General features: G+C 39.0%; 24 protein-coding genes. 6 read left to right on the top strand and 18 right to left on the bottom strand.

Translation table 11 applies throughout. The features are described from left to right. Positions 1 to 68 precede the first annotated feature (68 nt). The 5 genes from BMX26_RS06895 to BMX26_RS06875 form a co-directional block, all read right to left on the bottom strand. Complete coding sequence (locus BMX26_RS06895) at positions 69 to 1,379, bottom strand: aspartate kinase (RefSeq protein ID WP_075530709.1); 1,311 nt, start codon at positions 1,377 to 1,379, stop codon at positions 69 to 71. 111 nt (positions 1,380 to 1,490) lie between these two features. After that, entirely contained in the window at positions 1,491 to 2,477 is a 987-nt protein-coding gene (gene lacD / locus BMX26_RS06890; protein WP_075530708.1) for a tagatose-bisphosphate aldolase, read from the bottom strand. A 27-nt stretch (positions 2,478 to 2,504) separates the two neighbouring features. Further along, entirely contained in the window at positions 2,505 to 3,023 is a 519-nt protein-coding gene (gene lacB / locus BMX26_RS06885) for a galactose-6-phosphate isomerase subunit LacB (RefSeq protein WP_075530707.1), read from the bottom strand. Positions 3,024 to 3,035: 12 nt separating this feature from the next. Continuing rightward, positions 3,036 to 3,464: a galactose-6-phosphate isomerase subunit LacA gene (gene lacA / locus BMX26_RS06880; protein ID WP_075530706.1), complete on the bottom strand. Its 429-nt coding sequence runs from the start codon at positions 3,462 to 3,464 to the stop codon at positions 3,036 to 3,038. Between the two features lie 18 nt (positions 3,465 to 3,482). Continuing rightward, entirely contained in the window at positions 3,483 to 4,241 is a 759-nt protein-coding gene (locus BMX26_RS06875; protein ID WP_075530705.1) for a DeoR/GlpR family DNA-binding transcription regulator, read from the bottom strand. A 335-nt stretch (positions 4,242 to 4,576) separates the two neighbouring features. Between BMX26_RS06875 and BMX26_RS06870 the strand changes: the two genes are divergently transcribed. The 3 genes from BMX26_RS06870 to BMX26_RS06860 are packed head-to-tail and all read left to right on the top strand — an operon-like array spanning position 4,577 to position 7,109. Continuing rightward, positions 4,577 to 5,539, top strand: a complete 963-nt coding sequence (locus BMX26_RS06870; RefSeq protein ID WP_075530704.1) for a hexose kinase — start codon at positions 4,577 to 4,579, stop codon at positions 5,537 to 5,539. Further along, positions 5,539 to 6,231 carry a DUF4867 family protein gene (locus BMX26_RS06865; protein ID WP_075530703.1) on the top strand — a complete coding sequence of 231 codons (693 nt, stop codon included), beginning with the start codon at positions 5,539 to 5,541 and terminating at the stop codon, positions 6,229 to 6,231. Before BMX26_RS06870 ends, BMX26_RS06865 begins: the two co-directional genes overlap by 1 nt. Positions 6,232 to 6,233: 2 nt before the next feature. Further along, a complete protein-coding gene (locus BMX26_RS06860; RefSeq protein WP_075530702.1) occupies positions 6,234 to 7,109 on the top strand; it encodes an aldose 1-epimerase family protein in 876 nt (291 codons plus the stop codon). 146 nt (positions 7,110 to 7,255) lie between these two features. On the opposite strand, the gene BMX26_RS06855 is transcribed toward BMX26_RS06860, so the two are convergent. The 4 genes from BMX26_RS06855 to BMX26_RS06835 form a co-directional block, all read right to left on the bottom strand. Then, complete coding sequence (locus BMX26_RS06855) at positions 7,256 to 7,921, bottom strand: hypothetical protein (protein ID WP_075530701.1); 666 nt, start codon at positions 7,919 to 7,921, stop codon at positions 7,256 to 7,258. Positions 7,922 to 8,427: 506 nt separating this feature from the next. Further along, a complete protein-coding gene (locus tag BMX26_RS06845) occupies positions 8,428 to 9,810 on the bottom strand; it encodes a hypothetical protein (protein ID WP_075530699.1) in 1,383 nt (460 codons plus the stop codon). Then, the gene (locus BMX26_RS06840) at positions 9,755 to 10,438 is read right to left on the bottom strand and encodes an ATP-binding cassette domain-containing protein (RefSeq protein WP_180366057.1); all 684 of its coding nucleotides are present in this window, start codon (positions 10,436 to 10,438) and stop codon (positions 9,755 to 9,757) included. The genes BMX26_RS06845 and BMX26_RS06840 overlap by 56 nt, the downstream gene beginning before the upstream one ends. Before the next feature lie 47 nt (positions 10,439 to 10,485). Next, the gene (locus tag BMX26_RS06835) at positions 10,486 to 10,704 is read right to left on the bottom strand and encodes a hypothetical protein (protein WP_075530697.1); all 219 of its coding nucleotides are present in this window, start codon (positions 10,702 to 10,704) and stop codon (positions 10,486 to 10,488) included. Between the two features lie 188 nt (positions 10,705 to 10,892). On the opposite strand from BMX26_RS06835, the gene BMX26_RS06830 reads away from it, so the two are divergent. After that, entirely contained in the window at positions 10,893 to 11,615 is a 723-nt protein-coding gene (locus BMX26_RS06830; protein WP_075530696.1) for a LytR/AlgR family response regulator transcription factor, read from the top strand. 84 nt (positions 11,616 to 11,699) lie between these two features. On the opposite strand, the gene BMX26_RS06825 is transcribed toward BMX26_RS06830, so the two are convergent. From BMX26_RS06825 to argF, 4 genes are all read right to left on the bottom strand, one after another. Then, on the bottom strand, positions 11,700 to 13,124 hold the full coding sequence (locus tag BMX26_RS06825) for a basic amino acid/polyamine antiporter (protein ID WP_075530695.1): 1,425 nt from the start codon (positions 13,122 to 13,124) through the stop codon (positions 11,700 to 11,702). 91 nt (positions 13,125 to 13,215) lie between these two features. Next, the gene (arcA, locus tag BMX26_RS06820) at positions 13,216 to 14,448 is read right to left on the bottom strand and encodes an arginine deiminase (protein ID WP_075530694.1); all 1,233 of its coding nucleotides are present in this window, start codon (positions 14,446 to 14,448) and stop codon (positions 13,216 to 13,218) included. Between the two features lie 47 nt (positions 14,449 to 14,495). Continuing rightward, positions 14,496 to 15,425, bottom strand: a complete 930-nt coding sequence (gene arcC, locus BMX26_RS06815; RefSeq protein ID WP_075530693.1) for a carbamate kinase — start codon at positions 15,423 to 15,425, stop codon at positions 14,496 to 14,498. A gap of 1 nt (position 15,426) precedes the next feature. Continuing rightward, positions 15,427 to 16,428 carry an ornithine carbamoyltransferase gene (gene argF / locus BMX26_RS06810; RefSeq protein ID WP_075530692.1) on the bottom strand — a complete coding sequence of 334 codons (1,002 nt, stop codon included), beginning with the start codon at positions 16,426 to 16,428 and terminating at the stop codon, positions 15,427 to 15,429. 281 nt (positions 16,429 to 16,709) lie between these two features. On the opposite strand from argF, the gene BMX26_RS06805 reads away from it, so the two are divergent. Continuing rightward, on the top strand, positions 16,710 to 17,558 hold the full coding sequence (locus BMX26_RS06805) for a DNA-binding domain-containing protein (RefSeq protein ID WP_075530691.1): 849 nt from the start codon (positions 16,710 to 16,712) through the stop codon (positions 17,556 to 17,558). 41 nt (positions 17,559 to 17,599) lie between these two features. Here the strand turns inward: BMX26_RS06805 and BMX26_RS06800 are convergent, their stop codons facing one another. Further along, positions 17,600 to 18,613, bottom strand: a complete 1,014-nt coding sequence (locus BMX26_RS06800; RefSeq protein ID WP_075530690.1) for a LacI family DNA-binding transcriptional regulator — start codon at positions 18,611 to 18,613, stop codon at positions 17,600 to 17,602. A 229-nt stretch (positions 18,614 to 18,842) separates the two neighbouring features. Between BMX26_RS06800 and BMX26_RS06795 the strand changes: the two genes are divergently transcribed. Beyond that, positions 18,843 to 19,598: a DeoR/GlpR family DNA-binding transcription regulator gene (locus tag BMX26_RS06795; protein WP_075530689.1), complete on the top strand. Its 756-nt coding sequence runs from the start codon at positions 18,843 to 18,845 to the stop codon at positions 19,596 to 19,598. Positions 19,599 to 19,632: 34 nt separating this feature from the next. Here BMX26_RS06795 and BMX26_RS06790 read toward each other — a convergent pair whose 3' ends face one another. From BMX26_RS06790 to lacG, 4 genes are all read right to left on the bottom strand, one after another. Continuing rightward, positions 19,633 to 20,388, bottom strand: coding sequence for a PrsW family intramembrane metalloprotease (locus tag BMX26_RS06790; RefSeq protein WP_075530688.1), 756 nt, complete (start codon positions 20,386 to 20,388; stop codon positions 19,633 to 19,635). 73 nt (positions 20,389 to 20,461) lie between these two features. After that, on the bottom strand, positions 20,462 to 21,733 hold the full coding sequence (locus tag BMX26_RS06785) for a glycoside hydrolase family 53 protein (RefSeq protein ID WP_075530687.1): 1,272 nt from the start codon (positions 21,731 to 21,733) through the stop codon (positions 20,462 to 20,464). 15 nt (positions 21,734 to 21,748) lie between these two features. Beyond that, entirely contained in the window at positions 21,749 to 23,695 is a 1,947-nt protein-coding gene (locus BMX26_RS06780; RefSeq protein ID WP_075530686.1) for a glycoside hydrolase family 53 protein, read from the bottom strand. A gap of 71 nt (positions 23,696 to 23,766) precedes the next feature. Further along, positions 23,767 to 25,197 carry a 6-phospho-beta-galactosidase gene (gene lacG, locus BMX26_RS06775; protein WP_075530685.1) on the bottom strand — a complete coding sequence of 477 codons (1,431 nt, stop codon included), beginning with the start codon at positions 25,195 to 25,197 and terminating at the stop codon, positions 23,767 to 23,769. Positions 25,198 to 25,212: the final 15 nt, after the last annotated feature.

Genomic DNA, 25,212 nt, shown 5'->3' with positions numbered 1-25,212 from the left:
TCAATGTAAGCGGATTATGCAATCGTTTGTAATATTATTAAAAAAATAAACGCGCTTAAAAAGCCCGCTTATTTAACAAAGGTTTGATAAATTGCGCGAATGGCATTTTCAAAATCCCGTTCAGCCACTGCAATGATAATGTTAAGCTCTGATGACCCTTGATCAATCATCTTAATATTAATATGTTCTTTAGCTAAAGCCGAAAACAAACGTGCAGCCGTCCCCAGCTGATCTTTCATCCCGCGTCCAACGACCGCAATCAAAGCCAAATCAGCTTCGATTTCAATCGAATCAGGGTTGGTTAACCGGTGCAACCTCGTTACGACGGCTTGTTCTTTGTCTAAAAATTCATCTTCATGTACAACCACCGTCATCGTATCGATTCCAGAAGGCATATGTTCAATTGACAAATTACAATCTTCAAAGGCCTGCAGTGCCCGGCGGCAAAAACCAATTTCTGAATTCATCAAATCTTTGGTCACCGTCAACGAACAAAAGCCTTTTTTCCCAGCAATTCCGGTAATAATATAATCCGTTTTGCGTGCTGTGCTTTCAACAATCCATGTGCCGTCATCATCAGGTTTGTTGGTATTTTTAATATTGATTGGAATTCCTTTTGAACGCACTGGGAAAATAGCCGCTTCGTGCAAAACCGAAGCGCCCATATAAGATAATTCCCTTAATTCGCGGTAGGTGATTGTTTTAATCGGCACCGGATGCGCCACAATTTTAGGATCAGCCACTAAAAAGCCTGATACATCTGTCCAATTTTCATAGATATCCGCTTCGCAAGCTGCCGCTACAATTGATCCGGTAATATCCGATCCGCCACGCGAAAAAGTCTTAACCTGACCATCCTTAGCCTGTCCATAAAAGCCGGGAATCACCGCAAATTGGCTTTGAGAAAGGCGCCTAGCCATATTTTTTTGCGTTTTGTAACTGTTTAAATAACCGTCTTCATTGAAAAAAATATACTCATAAGGGTCAATAAAATCAAATTTTAAATAGGCCGCTAAAATTTTACCATTCAGATATTCACCCCGCGAAGCCACATAATCAAACTGCGGTTTTTGGTTTAAATGCTGTTTGATTTGTGAAAAATCTTCTTCTAAGGATAAGTCAAGTTTAAGTCCTTTGATGATGGCTTGAAAACGTCCTTTAACCTGCGCTAATTGGCCCAAAAAATCCTGCTTGCTGCTGGCTAATTGATAACAATTAATCAGCATATCGGTCACTTTTTGGTCTTGTTCAAATCTTTTTCCAGGTGCACTGGGAATCACATATTGCCGCGTTTTATCAGCTTTAATCAACTGACAGGCTTTGGCAACCTGCTTGGCATCAGCCAGGGAGCTGCCGCCGAATTTGACTACTTTTTTCATAACCATCCCCCTTTTGTTACTAGCATTTTCGCGCATTTTTGCCTACATTGCAAGTCCAAAAAAATCCAGCAAAATACTTTGCTGGATTAAAAACAAGGAGGTAATTAACTTTTATTCATGCACGAGCATTTTACTTTCCCAGGAAGTGGCCGTTTGACTTAAAACATCATTCAAGTCTTCAATATTTTGCCGACCGACTGTATCGCACCATTCGATGGCTTTTTGTTTGCCTTCAGTGGCAAAAGGTTCAATGCTGTGGCGCCATGTTGCCCGGCCGCATAAAACACCATTAAAAGTTGAACCGGCTTCATGAGCTAAACGCAAGGTATCTTGGAAGACCTTAGCTGGTACACCGGCACTTAAGAAGATATATGGTACGCCATTTGTAGCCTTGTCTTGTTCTTGGAAGAGTTCTAAAGCTTCTTCTTTGGTATAAACAGGTTCTTTGGTGCCATAACCTTCAACAAAGTCCATAATAATTGGTACTTCAACTTTTAAAACATCAACATTATAGATTGGTTTAGCAAATTCTTTGATCATCTCATTGACCTTATGTGCTTTAACTTGAGCATATTCACGGCTCTTATTGTCGGCAATCTTAGCATCATAAGACATCAATTCCAAGAAGAATGGCATGTCTTCAGCGACACATTCATCCCCGATTCTTTCAACAAAGGCCTGCTTTTTAAGGTTAATTTCATCAGGTTCATCAACATCATAATACAGCATAAATTTAACCGCATCAGCGCCGGCTTCTTTGAGGCGCTTAGCCGACCAGGTTGGCAATAAATCGGGCATGCGTCCTGGTTCAGTAGTGTCATAGCCTGTCTTTTCATAAGCTACCAACAAACCGGCATTATCTGCTCTAACTTTAGCAGCGGGCCAGCCATACTCTGGATCAAGTAAAATGGCTGAAGCATAAGGTGTCAATTCCTTGGAGATTACTTTTTTAAATTCAACAATATCTTCTTCATTTGATTCCTTATTGGCTGCTTGTGCCAACATCTTCTTCAACGATCCCCGCTGGTCAATCGCCAAAGCTGCAATCACTCCATTTTCATTTGATAAACGTTTCAAAGCTTCAATTTTATTTGACATCATTACTACCTTCCCTTTCATACTTAATTAATCGTGATAATATCCTTCACTCCACAGTTGCATTTCATGGTCGAAGAAATGCGGATTGTCATGTTGGTCTTCATTGTCTTCTTCAAGAGCATCAATCTTTTTAATCAAAGCTTGATTCTTTTCGGTTGGCTGATACTTTGCTTCCAAGAAGGTTTTGACAATATCTTCAGCCAAATGTTCGCCAACGGTAGCCCCCCCAAAGCCGATAACATTGGCATTCAATTCTTCTTTAGCATACTTGGCTGTCACAATATCACTAACTAAAGCTGCCCGAATACCGACATTTTTATCAGCTGCCGTTGAAATACCAACCCCGGTTCCGCATAAGACGATCCCCAAATCAGCCTTGCCGTCACGAACCAAGTCAGCTACCTGCAAACCATAAATGGGATAGTGTGTCCGGGTATTGTCGTAAGTACCTACATCAATAACTTCATGTCCCATTGACTTCAACATATCTGAAATTTGAATTTTAATATTCGTAACAATATGGTCATTTCCTAAAGCAATAATCATCGCATTTTCCCCCTAGTACAATTTTTCCAGCATGTCTAAGCGGATTTGGTGTCGTCCGCCCGCATATTCAACGCTCAAATAAGCATCCACTAAAGCTTCTGCCAACTTAGGCCCGACAATTCCGGCCCCAATGGCAATCGCCTTAGCGCCATTGTGCAAGGTTGTCATACGGGCTGTATTTTCTTCTGTCACATTGGCGGTTACCATGCCATGAATCTTATTGCTGGCCATGGCTGATCCCAAACCGTATTCATCAAACATAATGCCTCTTTGGGCTGTATGGTCAAGGACGGCTTTAGCAACGGCAGCCGATGAATCCACAAAGTCTTCCGCCGGTGTCTGCGTTAAATCAAGCACCTCGTACCCTTTATTTTCCAAATAAGCTTTAATCGTTTCTTTTAAATCAAATCCCGCCTTATCAGCGGCTACTGCGATTTTCATCTGATCTTCTCCTTTTGGCTAAGCTAGAATCATTTGAGTATACTCCTGATAATGTGCAAGTGAATTTTCATTCAGCTCAGCATTCGTTATCAAAGCATCCAAATTATATAAATTGTAAAAATAATAAAAATCATCACGGTTAATTTTATGGTAATCACACACACCGATTTTTTGATTGGCATTATTGAGCGCAACCAATTGGGTCTGGCCTTCTTCAGTGTTAGCCGTCATCATCCGGTCATCATGAATGCCGTTTACACCCACAAAAGCTTTGGTGAATTTCAATTCATTTAATGAAGTATTCGTCAACCCACCGATAAAAGCTCCTGACCTTTGGCGGTAAGTCCCACCGATTAAGACCAAGTCAACATTGCGCTTATTTTGCCAACTCTCAAAAACGGGCAGGCTATTAGTGACAATTCTAAAAAAGGAAACATCGTTAACATAATTGACGATTAATTCGTTGGTCGTCCCAGGGCCTAGGTAAATGGTTTCGTGCGGCTTAATCAATGAAGCGGCCTTTTTGGCAACAGCCTTTTTAGCATCCAGGTTCAATTCTTTTTTTTCACTGCGCGACAGCTCAACTTTGCTTTGACTGGCAACACTTTGAGCCCCGCCATGAATCCGAATCAGCTTGCCAATTTGGTCTAATTCATCTAGATCGCGCCTAATTGTCATGTCAGAAACACCTAAACTAGACGTGAGGTCGCTGACCGTCACAATTTCATTTTGATTGACTAAATCTAAAATGGCTAATAAGCGTTTCTTTTTCAGCACTGGGCTTCCCTCCTTTGCGTTTTTGTTCTTCTATGTTCCTTACACTGTTTAATTTAACACCCAAATAAACATAAGTCAACATTTTTCGCACAAAAAATGTTGACTTTGGTGCCGTTTTTAGCTTAAAGACACAAAAAGGCTTGCTATAAAGGCTTTCCCTACTTTCGGATATACTTTATTTTTTTACTTTTTTTACTATCATCATCCTTTTATATAGCATCTTATTTCGTTTTTATTATAAAAATTACTCATTTTTTATAGTTAACTTGACTCTTTACTATTGAAATGCTATTTTATGTTTGTACAAACATTTATAAACAAAGGAGCTTATTGATATGGTAAAACCTATTTTAACTTTGACTCTAAATCCATCAGTTGATATCAGCTATCAACTGCCAACCTTAGCCCTTGATACCGTCAACCGTGTCACCACCGTTTCAAAAACAGCTGGCGGAAAAGGATTAAATGTCGCCAGGGTACTTTCTTTATTAGATCAAGAAGTCTATGCTTCAGGCTTTTTAGGTGGAACTTTAGGCAAGTTTATCTCCCAAGCTTTACCAAAAGATGCAATTGAAGACAAATTTATGCAAATTGCCGGCGAAACGAGAAATTGTATTGCTATTTTGCATGATGACGGCAAACAAACTGAAATTTTGGAAAGCGGACCGGTCATTAGTCAAACAGAAGCCCAAAACTTTTTTAATCACCTCATTTCTTTATTGCCCAAGGTTGATTTGATGACTATTTCCGGCAGCTTGCCTAAGGGGTTGGATAGCGATTTTTATGCGCAATTAATTTCTTTAGCCGACCAATATAATGTTAAAACTATCCTTGATTCTTCTGGCCCAGCGCTCTTGGCCAGCTTAAACGGATCAACACTTCCTTTCTTGATTAAACCTAACCAAGACGAAATTAATCAGATTACCCGTCAAAAGATTGATAGCTTAGAACAATTGGCCAAGCTTTTATTAACTAATTCAAACTTAAAAAATATTCCTTGGGTCGTTGTTTCCCTTGGTGCTAAAGGAGCATTAGCCAAAGTCAAAGATAAACTCTACTTAGCCAGAATTCCTAAGATTACCGCCGTTAACCCTGTAGGATCAGGTGATTCAACCGTCGCCGGCTTAGCCTATGCCCTTAACCAGCAAAATGACCCCAAATATGTCTTAAAAACGGCTATGACCTGCGGTATCTTAAATACTTTAAATCCTAAAACCGGAGTCATTAATCCTGATTTGTTTGATGTTTACTTTAAGCAAGTTGAAATTGAAGAAATGAAATTAGAGGTGACCTTATAATGGAAATAGATGAAAGCTACCAACAAATCTGCCAGCTAAATCCAACGTATCAAATCAAACCCATCACTGATCCTTCTTTTAAACAATATGGCGTTATCTGGGAAAATTATGATTTAACCGAAGTCAAAAATTTTGCTCATAACCACTTTACGATTCCAAGCGGCCCTAATGTTTACGTTCCTTCTAATCCGGAACTTGAAAAATGTGCTTTATTTGGAGAATTATCGCGCGATATTTACGCCTTTATGCCGCTTGAAGCTGGGCAATGTATGGGACATACCAGCGACTTTACGGCCGTTGAATACCATCAAGGAAGTGAAGTTAATATCACTTTGACTGACGTTATTATGGTCTTAGCCCACCGTGCAATCCTTGAAGAAAAAGACTCCATCGATGCTCAAAAAGAAGCCGACCTCTTTTATGTTCCTGCCGGTACCGTTTTTGAAATGTACAGCGATACTTTGCACTACAGTCCCATCATGGTTCACGATAGCGGCTTTAAAGTCATCGTCGTCTTGCCTAAAGGCTCCAATCAGCCGCTAAAAGATGGCTTAAAAACACATAATCCCCGCATCGTGAAACAAAATAAATTTCAATTGGTGCATAAATGCCGCACCGATAAAATCGCCCAAGGTGCTATAATTGGAGTGACTGGTGATTTAATTAAAATCACACCTTTAAAGGAGGATTAAACATGGCTGTTTTACTTGAAAATGAATTTCTTGCCGTAACCATCAGTGAATTTGGCGCGGAACTGACTTCTATCCGTGACAAAAAAAGTGGTCGTGAATACCTTTGGAATGGGGACGCCAAATACTGGAAAAGACATGCCCCTGTCTTGTTCCCCATTGAAGGCAAATTAAAAGACGATACTTACTATGTTGATAATCAAGTTTTCCATATGTCACAACACGGCTTTGCCCGCGATATGGCCTTTGATGTCCTTGAAAAAGCCGAAACCAAAGCTTCTTTTGAACTAAAATCAAATGCACAAACCAAAGCAAAATATCCTTATGATTTTGCCTTTATCATCACTTATAGTCTGGAGCAAAATACAGTCAAAACAAACTATACTGTCAAAAATCCTAGTGAACAGACTATCTATTTCGGCCTTGGCGCTCACCCTGCTTTTTCAACCCAACTCAGTGCCGCTGATAAATTTGAAGACTATGTCATTACAACATCTCCACGAAAGACGTTGACGCGGATTCCACTTGAACAAGGCTTAGTCAATCCTAAAAAGGCTTACCCTGAAGATGTTGGCGAATTTAAAGTCACACATGCCTTGTTTAAAGATGATGCTTTAATTTACGACCTAGGGCAGACTGAACAAGAATTCACCTTAAAGAGCACCGTTCACGGTCACGGCGTTACGGTTAAGACACCTGATTCCAAAGCTTTAGGCCTTTGGTCATGCTACCCTAATGAAGGACAATTTGTCTGCATCGAACCCTGGTGGAGTGTCGCTGATACCGTTGATACTGATCAAAATTTCAAAAGCAAATACTACACAAACACTTTAAAAGCAGGCGAAAGCTTCAGTGCTGGTTTTGAAACAATTATCTTTTAAAAAAAGAGCTGGGAAATCCCAGCTCTTTTTTAGACTTAAGAGAGTTAATTGGCAACAAAGTTCAAGATGTCTCTGAAAAATCGTCGTCCTCAAACTGATTCTTAGAGAACCAAATTTTACGCCCAATGACCAAATAAACAAAAAAGCTAGCGTATGCTAGCTTTTTTTTGCCATTTAATTAAACTATTAAGTTGCCTATACAACATTTCTTTTTGCTTTAAGGTCATTTTGCGCTTTTTTGCATTATGACCGGTCACTGTCCCTACATGCACCCTAACCTTGCCATCTTTTCTAATACCTACAATAAATGGTACCGTTAAATCATCTGATTTTGTCCACTTAGCATACATTTGTTCTAGTATCCTACATTGGTATTTATTAAATGTTCGTTTCTGTGTATTAACTGCATACGATTGTGTTTGATTATTTTTTAGAGTTTGCTGATAAATCGGCAATAATTCTTGACACCAAGGACAAGTAGGAAAGCCGTAATAATAAATACCTGGTTTTAAATCATGCATCTTATTTAAGACTTTAGTCGCATTTTGTTGGCTAAACTGAGCTGTTTTAGTGTTATAATTTCCTGTCCCGCCTGCCGTATCAATCGCACTTCTATACCCAAAATATAATAAATATCCTAATACCATAATGCCTACGCAGATACTTACTTTTTTTAACAATTGCTTTACTCCTCCCAAATGCAATAATGCATATAAAATAGCTTCCCCATCAGCTGTAATCGGTATAAAATTTAAGATATTTACCAAACACATACATTTCATAACAATCATCCATATATTTGGTGAAATCATAATTCCAACTGCTACTAAAAATAATGGCGCTGATGCCGAAATAATCAGTATTTTTAAATAATGATGACGATTGCGATATGAAACTATAGGTGTTAAATACTTTTGAACTACCTACGATTAAAATCGTAGGAATCAAAATGAATAGCTGGATTGCACCCTAAAAAAAAGGCAATTCCATAATGTATAAATTCATGTAAGAAAACGACAAGCAAAATAGATAATAGGTACCAACTCATAAGTTTTAGCATAACTTCGTCCTTTGTTTTAGCGATATTTTCTTAAAAACAAATCGAATAATGCTGCAACTTATCATAAACAGCAGATATGTGGCTAAAACTTTCCAAGTCAAAGCAAAATGTGAATTGAGTGCTTCTTTAGTCATCGACACCTTGATTTCTAGCCCCATTACAGTTGTAATAACTTTGGATGCATTAATTTGAAAAAGCTCTACAAAAGTGTCAATTAAAAAGATAATAAGATATATCATCGAAATTAAACTAAAAAAATTAGTTTTTTTCATCCTTATTTCCCCTTTCTTTAAAAAGAATAAAACTAAGCAGTACTAAACAAATAACGCTTATCACATATAATGTCCATGGAACAGTCAGCGCTAAAGATAATAAAATTAACATCAACATCAATAATAAGGCGGAAACAGCTTCATTTAAATTTCCGGCCGATTTCGGAAATAAAAAGCCAATAATCACTGCCATCATAAAAAACGTTATACTAAAAATAAAATCTTCAACTGCCTTGGAGGTCAATAATACTAAAGCTAGGGTTGGCATAGAGATAATAATTCCTGTCAAAAGCAGTGAAATAACCTCACGCATCACAGAAATTCGGTAAAAACAGTATAGTTTTCCTACTTTAGCAGTAGCATCCCCATAATACATGCCGCTAATTCCAAATAATGGCAATAAAAATAATGCGAGTTGCAGTGTTTCGTCAGTTGAAGCCGTAATAAAAGAAAACAACAGTACTGACAAAATTACGAGCACAATATATAAAGTAGCTTTATTTCGTATAATTGCTCCCATAGTTGTTTTTAGGTTTAGTCTAGGATAAGGAAGGGTTAATTTAAAGTAACGATTCATCCGATAAGTTGGCGTTTGAAGTTTTAAATGAACAGTTAATAACATTAAAATAGTCATTAAAAATACAGATATCACCACATAGATGCCAATGATTATCTCCACACTAGTTAACTTTTTGCCTAAAAAACACTCTACTTTAAAACGATATTTTTCTAAATATATGCCCGCTAATAGTAAAAGAGCAAGATTAAATATTCCATCTACTAAAGGAAGTTTCCTTTTAATCAAGTTCAACCACAAATCATGTAGAAAATCGCTCAAAAGAAAACCAGCAACAAATAATAAATTTGCTGAAAGTAAAACCAACGGCAACATCAAAGCAGAAATCGAAAATAGTTTCAAAACAGGAAATAAGATAATAAATATAAATTCAAAGAGTAATATCCCAATTAGTAGCTTAAAAATCTTTTGAGCAAACCAAACTTCAGCTTCAGTAAACGGAAGTGCTTTTGATATAAAGATAGAATCATCGTTTAGCTTAACCGTCATATTTACTGAAACGTAACAAATTAAAGCAAAAATCCAGCAAATATCAAAAAGGCTGACCAAAGTAATCTTTTCGGCTAAAATCTCAGCAGGAGAGTTAATAAACTTGCTGATATTTTCAAGGCCTTGTACTTCCCTTAAGTTAAGTAAAAAATAATCATAGTAAGCGAAAAACAACCCAATTCCAAAAATAATACGGTTACTCTTTCTTTGAAAAAAAGGACGGCTTAAAATTCCATGAATCGAATCGTTAATGTAAAACTTTGCCAGCGTCCAAATATTTTCCCAATTCAGCGATTTTGGCATCTAAATGCCCCTTCCTTTTGATAATTTCAATTATTTCATCGGGTGTGCCAGAAATTATTCGACTCAAATGTGCATCATCCAAAATCAAAATATTATCAGGGAACCTGCGCAAGAGACTCTCCTCATGCGATACTAAAATAATTTTTTGAACTTTGCTTTGATAAGCGACTGCCTCTTGAACAAAAATAGTCGTTTCAAAATCCAATCCACTAAAGATTTCGTCTCCTATCAATACTGGCGTATGCGTACTGAAAGCAATTGCTATTTGCAGTTTTTTCTTCATTCCAAAAGAATAGGCTGCAATTTTTTTATCAAGTTCCTCCAATATACCAAGCCAAACAGCATATTGTCTGAAATCAGCCGAATTTCCATACGGATAAAGTCCTAAAATAAATTCAGCGTATTCATGTCCAGTCATATATTCAGGCAAAAAAAAGTCTGACGGCAGATAGAAAATAGCTTCTTTAAATTGTTTCTCATTATTTGGACAGCCGTCATATAAAATTTGGCCTGCATCAACTCTATTTAAACCGACAATACTGTTCAATAAGGTTGTCTTACCAGCTCCGTTAATGCCTACAATCACTGAAAGTCCTGTCTTTGAAAAAGTCAGTGTAATATCATCCAAAACTTTTTGTTTGCCAAAAGCCTTGCTTAAATTCCTAACTTCAAGCATTATCTTCTCTTACACCCGATTCCCATCTCCCAAATTTTTGGCCAATGAATCTTAACTCTCCCGCTGAAAGAATAGCCGCGTCTGGTACAATAAAAAGCATATGCTGTAAAAGAAGCAAAAACTACCACCGCAAAAAACATCCAAAACCACTTATTAGTAATAGTGCGCTGATATTTCGTGTTGATTTTTAAAAACCACATATCAATTAAATATCCCATACAAATACCCTCTTTTCAAAAATACATTTTGCAAATCTAATTATATTACCCCTCAAGTATCTCTGTCATAAAAAAGATTAAGCGCTAACTTTTTTTAGTTAAACGTTGCAGCATAATCTTTTTTGGGGCACTCACTCCCTAAAATAAAACACTTAGTGCTATAATCAACTGAAAGGGAGTTGAATCACATGCTAGAAGTACTTATTTTAGAGACTAATCAGAGTTTTCAAACAAAACTCAAAACATTTATTCACAATTTAACGCTGTTTGAAGAATTACAGCTTAATGTGATATCTGGGCTAGATAAGGTACATCCACAAGAACAGGGATTAGAGATGCTTATTTTACTAGCCTTAAATACAGCGGATGATCTAAATCAGGCCAAAAGCATTCATCAAAAAATGCCCAAGGCTAATCTTATTTTATATTCCGCCAATAAACAATTACTTTATCAAGGAATCCATCAGCATTTGTGTCCGCTTGATTGTATCCAAAAAAGCATCGACACTTCAGCTTTTTTTTCCGCTATCCGCCAAAATATCTTATTTGTATCCCAAAATCCGCTATTCCAAATGCCCAAGGATAGTTTTTACTATTGCAAAGTTGAAAATAAAATTGTGCCTATCGCATTAAGTGAAATCTACTACTTTAAACTTATCAATTCCAATACGTTGCAACTTGTTTTTAAACAGGGAAATTTACGCTGTAACGGAACCCTTAAAGAAATCGAAAACTTAAATTTAACACAATTTTTCCGTTGCCATCGCAGCTATATTCTCAATTTACCTAGCATTTCTTTTATTGATTTAGTTGAGCGCAAATGTTTTTTTGATTTTTCAAAAAAAGATTATTGTCCTATTTCAACCCGAAAAATCGGATACTTAAAGCAATACTTTTCAAAAAAAGCATAAAAAATCCACCGGTTTCACGCTGACCGGTGGATTTATTTTTTCATAAAGGAGACTAATTTTAGATCAATGGTTTTTAACTTCTAACTACAAAACGCTGATTGTACCATTAGCAATCAAAACAATGGATAAGATGCACAAAGCTGTAATGACAGCAAAAGTAATCTTTTCGTTCTTGTTGAGCTTTTGGCCCTTTTCATGAACGCATTGGTAGTAGATAATCATACCTGGAATATAACTTAAGGAAACAACTAAAACTGAAGACCAGCCGGCAAGAATCATGCAGATTAATTGGAAGATTGCTGCCAAAAGTCCATAGAACCATTGGAGCCATTCGCCATGTTCACGGCTGTACTTCATTTGGTATAAACCAACGAACATGTAGGAGAATAAAATAGCACTGGAAGCTAAAGTATAGCAGAATTCATAAGCTTGATCTGTGAAAAGCAAAGAGAACAAGAAGATTGTTTGCAAAACAGCTGTTGTATTCAAAGCGTTTACAGGAGCATTATTTTTGTTCAACTTGCCCCAGAACTTAGGAGCAGCATCGTCTTTAGCAATCAAAAGCATTGTTTCAGCAGGAAGCATAGTCCATGAAAGCCAAGAAACAAGCGTTGAAATAATAAGACCAATGTTGATAACATTAGCACCCCAAGCGCCAACGACTAACTTCAAATCGCTGCCTAAAGCTGGCTGTGAAGCACTGGCAAGTTGTGCACGTGACAAAGTACCATAAGGCAAGATAGAAATCATCATGTAGAAGACAAGAAGCAAAAGGAAACCAGTAATCGTAGCTTTTTGAGCTTCTTTTAAACTCTTAGCACGAGAACCCATGACAGAAGCACCTTCAACCCCGATAAAGACCCAAATCAAGGTCATCAAAGTACCCTTCATTTGTTCCCAAAGGCTGCCGGTTGTAGTACCTTTAGACCAGTTATTAGCTACATTGCCCCAAAAATCAGTAGTAAACATGTGACCTTTGAAGAAGACCACGCAGATAATAACAAACATAATCAATGGTACAACCTTGCAGAAAGTACCGATTGTATTAATGAAAGAAGCACTTTCCACCCCTTGTTCAACCAGGAAGGTCAACAACCAGCAAATAATAATGGCAAAGATAATTGATGGAAGATTTTGACCACCTTTAAACAAAGGAATAAAAGTCCCAATCGCACTCATTAACATGGTCGCAAAGGCTAAGTTTCCCAACCATGCTGAAAGCCAGTATGCCCAGCCAGAAATAAATTCGCCTAAAGGGCCAAAGCCGGCACCGGCATAAGCAAAGATACCACTAGACAACTCAGGACGTTTAGCTGTTAAGTTGTTCAAGGATAACACTAACATTAAAAAGCCAAAGCCAACAAATAACCAAGATAAAATTGCAGGTCCTGGAGCTGCTGATTGAGATACACTACTTGTAATACCGAAGATACCAGTCCCGATAGATGAACTAACAATTAAAGCAGTTAATCCGACAAAACCAATACCATTTTTATTTTCATTTTCCATGATACTCACCTCTCAATAATTTACTACCCTTAAAAAAATATAGGACGGGCTATCTACATTATAACCTGTCCTATACCTGTTGTATCTTTAATTATTTAAGATCTTCACGAACAATTGGGCAGGACATGCAACGTGGACCCCCACGACCACGGGATAATTCACTTGAACGAACTTCATGAACTAAGATGCCGTGTTCTCTGAGCAAAGCATTGGATACATAGTTACGGTTGTAGGTTACAACTTCGCCTGGTGCAATTGCCAAAGTATTAGAGCCATCATTCCATTGTTCACGTGGAGCAACAATAGGATCACCATTACCAGTTGGGATCAAATCGATTTGATCTTTACCCAAAGCCTTCTTGAGTACTTCTTTAATATCTGTGTGGTGTTCGAATGTAACACCGCCATCTGCAGTTGGATGGAGTACCCAGTTATCAACATGGCCATCTTCGGTCAAGATATCTGGATGCACTGTGAATTGATCATAATTAATCATGGTAAACACTGTATCAAGGTGCATCATTGCATGGTTATGAGGAATAGAAATTGCAATGATTGTATCGTAGTCAGAATTTGCAAACAAATTCTTAGCCAAGTCTTGAATAGCATTTGCTGTTGTACGTTGGGAAATACCAATAGCAACTACATGATCACTTAAGACAAGTTCGTCGCCGCCTTCAATATGACTTGAGTGGTTGCGATCACGCCATACAGAAACCTTGCCTGCAAAACGTGGGTTATACTTCAAAATGTATTCTGTAATCATGGATTCACGTTGACGTGCTGGGAATGTCATCCGGTTAACAGTCATCCCATCACCGATGGAAGCTTGTGGATCACGTGTGAAATAAGCATTTGGAAGTGGATCCATCAAGAATGGCCATGCAGGTTGTTCAGCAACGGCTGTCAAATCAAGATGATGGATTGCCAAATCTTCATTACGAACCCCTTCATAAATCTTGGTTACCAAATCCTTTGGTGAGAAACTCTTAAGATATTCGATTAAAGCATCATGTGTCATACCTGCAACATAACCTGCTTCAGCCACTTGACGTTCGATGAATTCGTTACGAACAGCTTCGTCGCTTAAAGCTTCAGTGGCAAGATCTTCCGTGTAGATAACTTCGATATCATTGTCACGTAATGTTTGTGCAAAGAAGTCATGTTCTTCTTGTGCAATTGGAAGGTATGGAATATCATCAAAAAGCAGACGTTCCATTGAATCTGGCGTAATATTTTCAATTTCATGTCCTGGACGGTGAAGCATAACTGTCTTCAATTTACCGATTTCAGAAGTAACATGAATTGGATGTTCGTTTGACATAAATTTCACCCCATTTAAATATTTATTAAAATACTTTATAACATCTTTTATGCATGAATAACTGTACCGATTTCACCTGCAAGTGCAGCATCAAGATTTTCCAAAGAAGTTACAATTGCTTGTCTTTCTGGATGGCCTTCAACAAAGGCTAAGCAGGCTTCAATCTTAGGCAGCATACTACCGGCTGCAAATTGCTTTTCGTTGATGTATTTCTTAGCATCAGCTACAGATAAATCAGTCAAGTTTTCTTGATTTGGCTTGTTGAAGTTAATTGCTACATAATCAACAGCAGTTAAGATAATCAACTTATCAGCACCAAGATCATTAGCTAATAAGGCACTTGAACGGTCCTTATCGATAACAGCAGGCACCCCGCTTAAACCGCTTTCAGTTTCAACTACAGGAACACCGCCGCCACCAGCAGCAATGACAAGTTCATTGGCGTTAACCAAATCTCTAATTGTGTTCATTTCCACAATCTTTTGTGGGATTGGGGAAGGAACAACTCTTCTCCAACCACGACCAGCATCTTCAACAAAAGTGTAGCCACTTTCTGCCACAATCTTGTCAGCTTCTTCTTTAGAATAGAAGGCACCGACTGGCTTAGTTGGATTTTGGAAAGCAGGATCAGATGGATCAACAATTGTTTGTGTAATAATTGTAGCTACATCCTTTTCCATGCCGCGCTTCTTCAATTCATTTTGCAAGCTTTGTTGCAAATGATAGCCGATATAGCCTTGGCTCATAGCACCACATTCAGGGAATGGGAATTTAGCACATTGGCCATGTTCAGCAGCGTAGCTCATACCAAGGTTGATTTGGCCAACTTGAGGCCCATTACCATGACTGATAACAACTTCATTGCCGGAGCTAATCAAACCAATTAATGAAGCTACGGTATTTTTCACCAATTCCAATTGCTCGGCTGGTGATTTACCGAGGGCATTACCGCCCAAAGATACTACAACTTTTGCCATATTAATCACCTAATGTAGCAACCATAACAGCCTTGATTGTGTGCATTCTGTTTTCAGCTTCACGGAAGACAACAGAGTTCTTGCTTTCAAAGACTTCATCAGTTACTTCGAGTTCCTTCAAACCAAATTTTTCGTAAACTTCACGGCCAACTTCTGTTTCCAAGTTGTGGAATGCAGGTAAGCAGTGTTCAAAGATAACGTTAGGATTTTCAGTTGCCTTCAAAACGTCCATGGTGATTTGGTATGGTGAAAGGAGTTCGATACGCTTCTTCCACATTTCGTCTGATTCACCCATTGATACCCAAACGTCACCGTAGATAACATCCATGCCCTTAACGCCTTCTTTGATATCGTTTGAAACAACAATCTTAGCGCCTGTTTGAGCAGCAATAGCGTTAGCCTTGTCTAAAACTTCTTGGCTTGGGTTAAGTTCAGCAGGTGTTACAACGTGGTATTCCATACCCATAACAGCTGCACCTAACATCAAAGCGTTAGATACGTTATCATGGCCATCACCAACAAAGGCAAACTTGATGTCCTTGTATTCTTTCTTCAAAACTTCTTTAGCTGTCAAGAAGTCAGCCAAAACTTGTGTTGGGTGGTCAGCATCTGTTAAACCATTCCATACGGGAACACCAGAGTACTTAGCCAAGATTTCAGCAGATTCTTGTGAGAAACCACGGAATTCGATACCATCGAACATACCGCCAAGAACACGAGCTGTATCTTTTACAGATTCCTTGTGGCCAAAGTGGGAGCCGCTTGGTCCAAGGTAAGTTACATGAGCACCTTGGTCATGTGCACCAACTTCAAAGGAGCAACGTGTACGTGTTGAATCCTTTTCAAAAATCAAAGCAATGTTCTTGCCCTTCAAACGTGGTTTTTCAACGCCGGCATACTTGTCTTTCTTGAGTTGTTCTGCCAAGTCAAGCAAGTATTCCATTTCACGTGTGTTGAAATCTGCAAGTGTTAAGTAACTGCGGTTACGTAAGTTAAAAGCCATAATTAAAACCTCCAAAATGTTTTTATGTTTTTATTTATTTCGTTTTTACAGGTATTATTCTATAAAGCGTTTTCAAAAAACTTCAACAAGTTTCAAGAATATTTTTGCGAAAATTTGGAGCAAACTGTATTATTTTTGATAAATGCAACGTGAAAGCCTTTTAAAAAAGCGCTTTCTTTAATACCATGTTTTTGTTATAAATGTTAGCAACTGTTGTTATAATAGAGATATGGATTCAAAAAAATTCAATTTAATATTTTAAGTGAAAGAACTATAAGAAAATGAAATTTTATATCACCAATAAAAACTTAGATAAAATTTCTCTGATTAGAGAAGCTTTAGAACGCAGCTTTGAAAATGTTGTGGTGGGCGAATCAACTGACGCTCAACGCACCTTTGATGATTTAAGACAGATTAAAGTCGACATTTTAATTGTTGACTATGACTTAAGTCCTTTCGATGGGCTTGAATTACTAAAAAAGCTCAAAGATGCTAATATCACCCCGCGAATTATTATGTCAGCCAACACACCTAAGGCACCTTTACTTGAAGCAGCTTATAAAAACGGCTGTGATTTTTTGATTCAACAGCTTAATCCGCTGGAAATATACCATATTTCTAAAATTATCAGCACCCAGCTGAAACTTTTAAGCAACATGCGGGTCATCAATGAATTATCTGATAACTTGAGCAATCCCTATGATCAGCAGCAAACCACTCACCGCAAGCAAACCGACCACGTGGCCGATACACTGCGTTTCTTAGGCATTGCTTCTGAAAAGGGCTACGATTCGATTGTTAAAATCAACAATATTATGGTCGACAAAGACCAAACCTTTGACCAGCTTAATTTAGAAAAAGATTTGGAAATTGATGCCAACGAAAAGAAAAACATGTATCAGCGGATTCGCCGGACAATTTATGTTGGCATTACTAATTTAGCAACCATGTGCATCGATTATCCTGATAATGAAATGCTACTAGATTACGCCAACAACTTGTTTGGTTATCAAAATATCCACGCTGAAATTCAGCACCAAAACGGCATCGAAATTGAACGAGGACAAATTTCTTTACAGCACTTTTTTGACGGACTTTTGCAGGAAAGCTACCGTGTTACTCATTCATAATCGTTCAAGACTAAAAAAGACATCCTTTCAGGATGTCTTTTTTAGTCTTCTTTTGTAGGTGAAAAGCTGCTTTCTCTAAAAATCAACTTAGTTCCAATCACAATTTTTTCCGGTGCATATTGAACCTTATTTTCAATCAATTCTCGTAAAGCTAAAACACCTCTGGAACCCATTTGTTTCGTATGGACCCGGATGGAGCTTAAAGCAGGCATCGTAAATTTAGCGTTGGCCGAATCGTTGAAGCTAATTACATTGACGTCTTCAGGCACTCGCAGATGATTTTCATTTAAAGCCCGCAAAACCCCTACAGCCATCGTATCGCTCGATACAAAAAAAGCATTGGGGAAATCATCCAAAGACCGGTTTTGAATAGCTTCATTAATCAGCTGGTAACCTGATTCAGGCGAAATACTGCCCGAAAAAACATTTTTGGGAGTATAAAGCTTCTTGGTCCGCAAGAAATCACGGAAGGTTTTTAACCGTTCATCGTAAATTTTTTCGTGGTTATCATTAGTCCGACCATTACCGGTAATAATGCCGATGCGGTCCAACCCATGATTCAAAAAGAAGGTCAAAACTTTTTCAACTGGTGTGACCATATCCGTTACCACACATGATTGATTATTTTCCAAGGTATCCTGTCCAACAAAAACAATCATGGGGTTAAGCTCAACCAGCTGCTCAATTTCCAACTGGCTATACCGTCCGATAGCAATCACACCAACTGCATCCTTAATCGATTCTAACGGTTCATCTTTAAAGTAGTGTTTGATTTTATAACCATATTTCTGCGCTGCTTCTTCAACCCCCAAACGAATGGAGAGATAATATTCATCACGTAATTCCTGTGCTTGGGTATACCATTGGACAATGGCGATATTCTGGCCCTTTTTCGTCCGATGCTTAGGCAAAGCATAATTCATATCATCTGCAATACGGAAAATCTTTTGCCGCGTCTTATCGGTCACCGAAAGTGTGGGATCATAATTTAGTACCCGCGAAACGGTCGAAATCGAACAGCCGGCTTTTTTAGCAATTTGACTTAAGTTTGCCATTTCCTACCACCTTTCTTTTTTCATTTTATAAGTATATTTTACCACATTTTTCCTTTAAAATAGTAGTAAACAAAGTAAAAAAAAGTAAAAAAATAGAGCAAAAATCTTTTGACACTATATCTTGAAGGCCTCCAGCCTTTCACCTACTATATCTAGCACAGTTTTTTTTGGTTTCACCCATCTTTTGTGTTATATTGAAATAAAATGTTAGAAAATGAAGGAAGTAAACATGTTAAAAAAAGAACGGCTAATGCATATTTTACAGTTGGTTAACACCAACGAAATCGTCACTGTCAACGACTTAATAGGCGACCTCAATGTCTCTGACATGACCATCAGACGCGATCTTGACGAACTCGCCAAGGCAGGAAAATTGCACCGCATCCATGGCGGCGCTCAAAAAATCGCCACCGTCGAAAAAAAAGAACTATCCCGCAGCGAGAAAATCGTCGTTAACGACGCTTTAAAAGAAGCAATTGCTAAAACAGCTGCCCAAGAGTTAAAAGACGGTGACACCATTTACCTTGGTCCCGGCACAACGCTTGAACCCTTAGTCCATTACGTTGATCCTCAAATCAATTTGCGGGTTGTGACGAACAGCCTGCCTCTTTTTGAAAGGTGGAAAGATACTTCCTGTGAAGTTATCTTAATCGGCGGCAATTATCGGAAGCGATCAGGCGCTTTCATCGGCAGTTTAGCAGAACAAATGCTCAAAGAATTGAAATTCACCAAAGCCTTCGTCAGTGCCAATGGCATCAATGATGCCGACGTAATGACGGCTAACGCTGAAGAAGGTCAGACCCAAGCCCAAGCCTTAAATAATGCTCAAGAAAAAATTCTGTTGCTGGATGAGACCAAGTTCAACCGCAACGATTTTTATCGCTACTATAACCTTTATAATTTCGATAAGGTAATTACTTCAGACGGCCTAAAAGAGGATACTTTAAAACATTATTCAACTTATACTACCATCAAAAAAGCTTAAAAATAACCCCTAAGCCATAAACTTAGGGGTTATTTTAATGTCGCATACGGCGTCTGACAATATTGAAGTAGCGGTCATTTTTTGCTAGAACATTGACTAATCTAAATGCTACTGCAAATAAAAGCACAATAAAGATTAGAAAAATCAATTGGCCTTTGAGCGAATCCAGTGTTGCCACATAATCATAACTGCCATGAACCAGAGCCGGCATCAGGACTGCTAAGACTTGATAGCTTTTCGTTTTAATGGTGTTGCCCAAATAAGAATGTCCCCGTGCTTGTCCATAAAAGACACCCATAAAAACGCCAAAGGCAGCATGTCCCGGAATTGCCGTCACTGCTCTGATTAAAGCTGTCGAAAAGCCGTAGGAAAAGACATAGGAAATATTTTCAAACAAAGCAAATCCTAAAGCCACAAAAACAGCATAAACCACACCATCATATTGACAGTTAAATTCTGGCGAATACCATGACCTCTTTTGTAAGAAATAATACTTCATACCTTCTTCGCTGAAAGCCACAATGCCAAAATACAAAATAAGCTTATATGCCAAGCTCGTTGACGGCATAAATTGACTCAAAATGCCTGTTGTCGCTGCTTCAATCAGCCCCGCAACAATCGCAGCTAAAAAGCCGCCTGTAATCATTTTCCACAATAAAGCCGGACTTTCAGGCTCTAACCGGTCGGATTGATACACTTTGACCATTAGGATAATTGCGGGAATGGTCGCTGCCAAAATCAGCAGCCAACTATACGTCAGCAATGGTGCTGCTAAAAAATAAATAAACATCTTGCCCTCCTGCTTTTATTTTCTTCATTGTAAAACAAAAGTAAAAGGCATGCCAACTGACATGCCTTTTACTTTATCTAATATCTTTAAAAACAGCTAACGACTTCAAAGCCTGACCGCTATTATCAAATAAAGCCATATTTTCCCAAGAAGATCCGCAATCAACCTGTGAAAAATACTTGCTATATCCTAAAATATCCTTTTCATAACTGGCTGAAGCTTGACTAGCCCAGCCGCTTCCTGATGTTTTCCAAGTATTTTTAGGACTGCAAATCCAGCCAGGCTCCCAATAAAAGGCGCCTAAGCCTGCTCCTTTAACCGTTTGATTAACACGGTTGACAGCAAAAAAAACGTCGCGCAAGGCTTGCGCTTGACCTGAAACACTGACAGCATACTGTTTATTAACGATATTTGCTTGTGAAACTGTATTAGGAGTCTCATCAAAAGATTTCAGGGTATATGGCGCTGCTGTTTCGGCTACCATCACTTTTTTATGGAAAGTGTTAGCAATCTTACTTAAACTAGCTGTCAATTGTGCTGCCGTGCCATGCCACATTGGATAATATGATGTGGCAAAGACATCATAATCAACTTTCTGCTTGGCTAAGCATTGCGCATACCAGTATCCATTGGTATTTAAGTCAGTAAAATGAACGGCCTTTAAAATTTTTTGCTTATTTTGCCGATTAACGTCATCAACCGCATAGCAGCCCGCTTGAATTAACGCGGCTACCCCATCAGACAGGTCATATTTTCCACCATATAAACCGCCAACACCACACATGGAACCATTGGTTTCATTACCGATTTGCACCATGCCTACGTTAACACCCGCTTTAAGCAGCTCTTGCAAAGTCCATTTAGTATAACCGTATACAGCTATCTTCTTTTGTTCTAAAGTGTAATTTTTCCAGGCTTTCGGCGGATATTGCTTGGCCGGATCGCACCAAAAATCTGAATACTGCAGGTCAATTAGAACTTTCATGCCAAGTTGGCTAGCTTTTCTGCCTAAAATTTCAGCATTATTCAAGTCTGTATTTCCGCCGCCATACCCCAAGTATGGAGCTTGGCTTTGATAGGGGTTATTCCATATCCGTAAGCGGACATAGTTAACACCGGCTTGTTTCATCACCGTCAACAAATCAGCTTTTTTGTGATTCAAATCATAATAAGCTACCCCTGCTTTATTTAACGCTTGCGCAGAAGATAAATCCGCTCCGGTAATAAAATCATTAGCCAGATTCGTTATTTTTTGAACCCCTGAAGTATTGGCTGACACCTGGCCAGCCAACAGAAGCGTACTTAAGCCCAATAAAATGCCACAACAAAATTTTTTAAGCTTCATCTCAGACACCCTTCTTTATAACTGGTTTTTATTTTCGGCTTGTTTTTGGGCCTTACGCTTTGCCTTAGCCTGTTTTTGGGCTTGCTTTTCAGCCTTTCTTTGCGCTTTTTGTTTCGCCTTGGCCTCTTTTCGCGCTTTTTTTACGCTTTGACGTTGGGCTTTTTTGATGGCTTTAACTTCCTTAGGATTCAGTTCATTCGTCTTTTGCAGGCAAAAATCGTCTAATTTGCCCCACATACCGCTATTACCAATAATTTTGACCCCGATTTTAACCGGTGCTTCCTTAGTCACGGTAAACTGCAGCTTTCCTTCTTTCCAGTCTTTCCAAACAGTCAAACTAGGAAGCTGGCTTGAAATTTCTTGTCCATCCACAACGGCATACAAAGTCAAACTGCTGCCATTTGTCATAGTACCACCTTGAGCCTGCATCGTCAGCTGATATTTACCAGGAAGAAGCGTTACCGTCTGTGAAAGACCAGTCTTAAAGTCACTGCCGGCCCCAAACGAAGCAATATGGCTGCCGGTTTTAGCATTATTGGCATCGTCTTGCAAGCTGATAGCATCATTATCCAACACCCAGCTAGATGCCTTGTCTTCTTGTTCAAAACTTGGATCAGTCAGCAGGCTGTCAATATCTTTTTTTACTTCCGGCTTTGGCAGCATTGGCTCAGCTAAATCAGTATTCTTACCGGTATAAACATCTTTAAAGACATTAATTGAAGCTAAAGCATGTCCTTGATAATCAAAGAGTGCTTCATTTTCCCATTGCGACCCGCCGTAATTTGCAGCGGTCACATTAGGATCATATCCAATGACACTGGAGCTGGCCCAGCCAGAACCGTACTTTTCCCATAAAGCATTGTTGGCTGTCCGTCCTTGATTAGACACCGGAATCCAAGCCGGTTCCCAGTAGCTGACCCCCAAGCCTTTAGCACCAACTTGACTAACTGCACTTATGACGTCACGAATAGCATGCGTTTGCCCCTGTACCGTAGCAGGATAATAGGCTCCATCCGCCAAAAGGTCGCTTAGTTTAGAGACTGAATTAGCATGCCCGGCATCATCATCGCCTTCATCTAAGGTAAAAAGATAAGCCGTTTCCGTTACCATCACCTGCTTGTCATAATCATTGGCGATGGTTTTTAAAACCTCTGTCAACTTGGTCATGCTGCCATGCCAGCAAGGATAATAGCTGGTGGCGTAAACATCATAGTCAACTCGATATTCTTTCAGCTTTTGGGCAAATTCTAAAGCTCTTGTGGCCGGATCAGTGAAGTGTACCGCAACTAAAGCTTTAGGATCAACTTCTCTAGCCGCCTTGCAGCCGGCATTTAACAATGAGAAGCGGTCATCGCCATTAACGCCGGCCAATGCATTGTTGGTTTCATTGCCAATTTGTACAATTGAAACATTCACACCAGCTTCTTTGAGTTGGGTTAAACAATCTTTAGTAAAAGCATATACATCATCAACTTTTTGGGCTAAAGTGTGATTTTGCCAAGCTTTAGGTGCTACTTGCCGGCCAGGATCAGCCCAAAAATCAGAATAATGAAAGTCCGGCTGCACTTTCAACCCCAATTGTGTCGCTCTTTTTCCAATTTCTAAGGCTGTTTTGATGGTGCAATTGCCGGCTCCGTAGCCGTGACCGGCTGCGTCATAAGGGTTATTCCAAATTCTAACCCGAATCGTATTTATGCCATGAGCTTTTAAAATCGCTAATAAGTCTTTTTGACTGCCATCAAGATCATAATACTTGACGCCGCTTTGTTCTTCTGCCAGCATCGTCGAAACATCGGCTCCCATCACAAAGTCACTGGACAAATTATCCACTTTATCCACTCTTACTGTCTGCGATAAATCTTGATTTGCCGTTTGTGCATCAGCCCAAGCTGTTTTTCCAAAACCCAGCGTCCCGAGGCCCAAGGCTAAGATTCCCAGCAATAAACCTTTTTTACCTAACATTTTCATCCACCCTTATTTAAAATTTCCTCATTTTAGGCAAAAATAAAGAGGCTTAACAGCCCCTTTATTAATTATTGAACTGTCTCAAGTTCGCCAATTTCTTTTGTTTCACTAATCTTTTTATACCAATAGGCACTCTTCTTTGGATAACGCTCTTGCGTTTCAAAATCGACATAAAAGAGACCATAACGTTTGGTATAACCGTTAGTCCAAGAGAACATATCCTGCAAAGACCAAACAAAGTAACCTTTGACCTTTACACCGTCTGCCATAGCCTTAGCCATTGCCAATAGGTGCTTTTTAATATAATCAATGCGTTCATCATCTTCAACTGTCTTCTTGTCAGCTAAAAACTTATCCTTGCAGCCCATACCATTTTCAGTGATATAAACATCCTTATCCCAGCCGAAACGGTCTTTCAAACGGGTTAATTGATCATATAAGCCTTTTGGATAAATAGGCCAATCCCAATCAGTAGCTGGAATATCCGTGCGGTTAACCTGTTCGCCGACCCCCTGCATGCGGCTGACTGATGAACCTTTTTCACCTGTACCATTGTGGATAATTTCGGATTTGCCTTGATACCCGCGCATGAATTTGCTGAAGTAGTAGTTAACCCCGACAAAATCCATATCCTTGGCAGCTTTAGCCAGCAAGGCTTCATCTTCAGGCTTGACTTCAATCATCTTTTGCCCGTTAGCTTCAATGATTTCTTGCACCAAGCTCAAAACTTCAGGCGTATACTTCCCACGTACAGTACCATCAAGATAGAAGGTATTATCTAAGGCATCCTGCAAATCAGCAGCGTGCTTGTCAGCCTGACTGTCAGTCATTGGATAGACTGTTTGCAAAGCATGAACAACCCCGATTTGGCCTTGATAGCCGCCTTGTTTGAATAATTCAACAATGCGGGCATGAACCAAGTTCATATTATATTCAGCTTGGAAACATTTATTAAAGTCATATTTAATGCCAGGAGGGAAGGTTCCGCCAATGTATTGTTGAGATGACATTGATGTTGGTTCGTTAATCGTAATCCAATATTTAACTTCTGAACCGAATTCATCAAAACAGAATTTAGCATAATCAACAAAGTGATCTAACATCGCTTGTGATAACCAGCCGCCTTCATCCTGCATAACTTGCGGTGTATCGAAGTGGTGCAGGGTAACAAAAGGTTCAACCCCTTCTTCATGACACTTCTGGAACAATTTATGGTAGTATTCAACCCCACGTTTTTCCACTTTACCATAGCCTTCAGGGAAAATGCGGGCCCAAGAAATGGAAACCCGGATGGCGTTAATGCCGAATTCATGACAAAGTTCCAAATCTTGCGGATACTTATGATAAAAATCACTTGCTGGATCAGGATTTAATTCACCTTTTTCCCGCAGATATTTATCCCAAATCACTTCACCTTTACCGTCTTCGGTCGTAGCTCCTTCGCATTGATAAGCAGCCGTAGCTCCGCCAAAGTAAAAATCTTCTGGTAGCTTATACATATCTCTTCACCTCGT

Origin of the sequence: Ligilactobacillus sp. WC1T17 (genome assembly GCA_900110005.1) — a bacterium.
Lineage (GTDB): Bacteria > Bacillota > Bacilli > Lactobacillales > Lactobacillaceae > Ligilactobacillus > Ligilactobacillus ruminis_A.
The sequence above is the reverse complement of the archived record's forward strand: the minus strand, read 5'-3'. Positions and strand labels throughout refer to the sequence as shown.

Excerpts from the sequence above, each read along its gene's own strand:
- BMX26_RS06895 (WP_075530709.1), bottom strand. The coding sequence starts at position 1,379 with ATGAAAAAAGTAGTCAAATTCGGCGGCAGCTCCCTGGCTGATGCCAAG.
- lacD (WP_075530708.1), bottom strand. The coding sequence starts at position 2,477 with ATGTCAAATAAAATTGAAGCTTTGAAACGTTTATCAAATGAAAATGGA.
- lacB (WP_075530707.1), bottom strand. The coding sequence starts at position 3,023 with ATGATTATTGCTTTAGGAAATGACCATATTGTTACGAATATTAAAATT.
- lacA (WP_075530706.1), bottom strand. The coding sequence starts at position 3,464 with ATGAAAATCGCAGTAGCCGCTGATAAGGCGGGATTTGATTTAAAAGAA.
- BMX26_RS06870 (WP_075530704.1), top strand. The coding sequence starts at position 4,577 with ATGGTAAAACCTATTTTAACTTTGACTCTAAATCCATCAGTTGATATC.
- BMX26_RS06865 (WP_075530703.1), top strand. The coding sequence starts at position 5,539 with ATGGAAATAGATGAAAGCTACCAACAAATCTGCCAGCTAAATCCAACG.
- BMX26_RS06860 (WP_075530702.1), top strand. The coding sequence starts at position 6,234 with ATGGCTGTTTTACTTGAAAATGAATTTCTTGCCGTAACCATCAGTGAA.
- BMX26_RS06855 (WP_075530701.1), bottom strand. The coding sequence starts at position 7,921 with ATGATTTCACCAAATATATGGATGATTGTTATGAAATGTATGTGTTTG.
- BMX26_RS06845 (WP_075530699.1), bottom strand. The coding sequence starts at position 9,810 with ATGCCAAAATCGCTGAATTGGGAAAATATTTGGACGCTGGCAAAGTTT.
- BMX26_RS06835 (WP_075530697.1), bottom strand. The coding sequence starts at position 10,704 with ATGGGATATTTAATTGATATGTGGTTTTTAAAAATCAACACGAAATAT.
- BMX26_RS06830 (WP_075530696.1), top strand. The coding sequence starts at position 10,893 with ATGCTAGAAGTACTTATTTTAGAGACTAATCAGAGTTTTCAAACAAAA.
- BMX26_RS06825 (WP_075530695.1), bottom strand. The coding sequence starts at position 13,124 with ATGGAAAATGAAAATAAAAATGGTATTGGTTTTGTCGGATTAACTGCT.
- arcA (WP_075530694.1), bottom strand. The coding sequence starts at position 14,448 with ATGTCAAACGAACATCCAATTCATGTTACTTCTGAAATCGGTAAATTG.
- arcC (WP_075530693.1), bottom strand. The coding sequence starts at position 15,425 with ATGGCAAAAGTTGTAGTATCTTTGGGCGGTAATGCCCTCGGTAAATCA.
- argF (WP_075530692.1), bottom strand. The coding sequence starts at position 16,428 with ATGGCTTTTAACTTACGTAACCGCAGTTACTTAACACTTGCAGATTTC.
- BMX26_RS06805 (WP_075530691.1), top strand. The coding sequence starts at position 16,710 with ATGAAATTTTATATCACCAATAAAAACTTAGATAAAATTTCTCTGATT.
- BMX26_RS06800 (WP_075530690.1), bottom strand. The coding sequence starts at position 18,613 with ATGGCAAACTTAAGTCAAATTGCTAAAAAAGCCGGCTGTTCGATTTCG.
- BMX26_RS06795 (WP_075530689.1), top strand. The coding sequence starts at position 18,843 with ATGTTAAAAAAAGAACGGCTAATGCATATTTTACAGTTGGTTAACACC.
- BMX26_RS06790 (WP_075530688.1), bottom strand. The coding sequence starts at position 20,388 with ATGTTTATTTATTTTTTAGCAGCACCATTGCTGACGTATAGTTGGCTG.
- BMX26_RS06785 (WP_075530687.1), bottom strand. The coding sequence starts at position 21,733 with ATGAAGCTTAAAAAATTTTGTTGTGGCATTTTATTGGGCTTAAGTACG.
- BMX26_RS06780 (WP_075530686.1), bottom strand. The coding sequence starts at position 23,695 with ATGTTAGGTAAAAAAGGTTTATTGCTGGGAATCTTAGCCTTGGGCCTC.
- lacG (WP_075530685.1), bottom strand. The coding sequence starts at position 25,197 with ATGTATAAGCTACCAGAAGATTTTTACTTTGGCGGAGCTACGGCTGCT.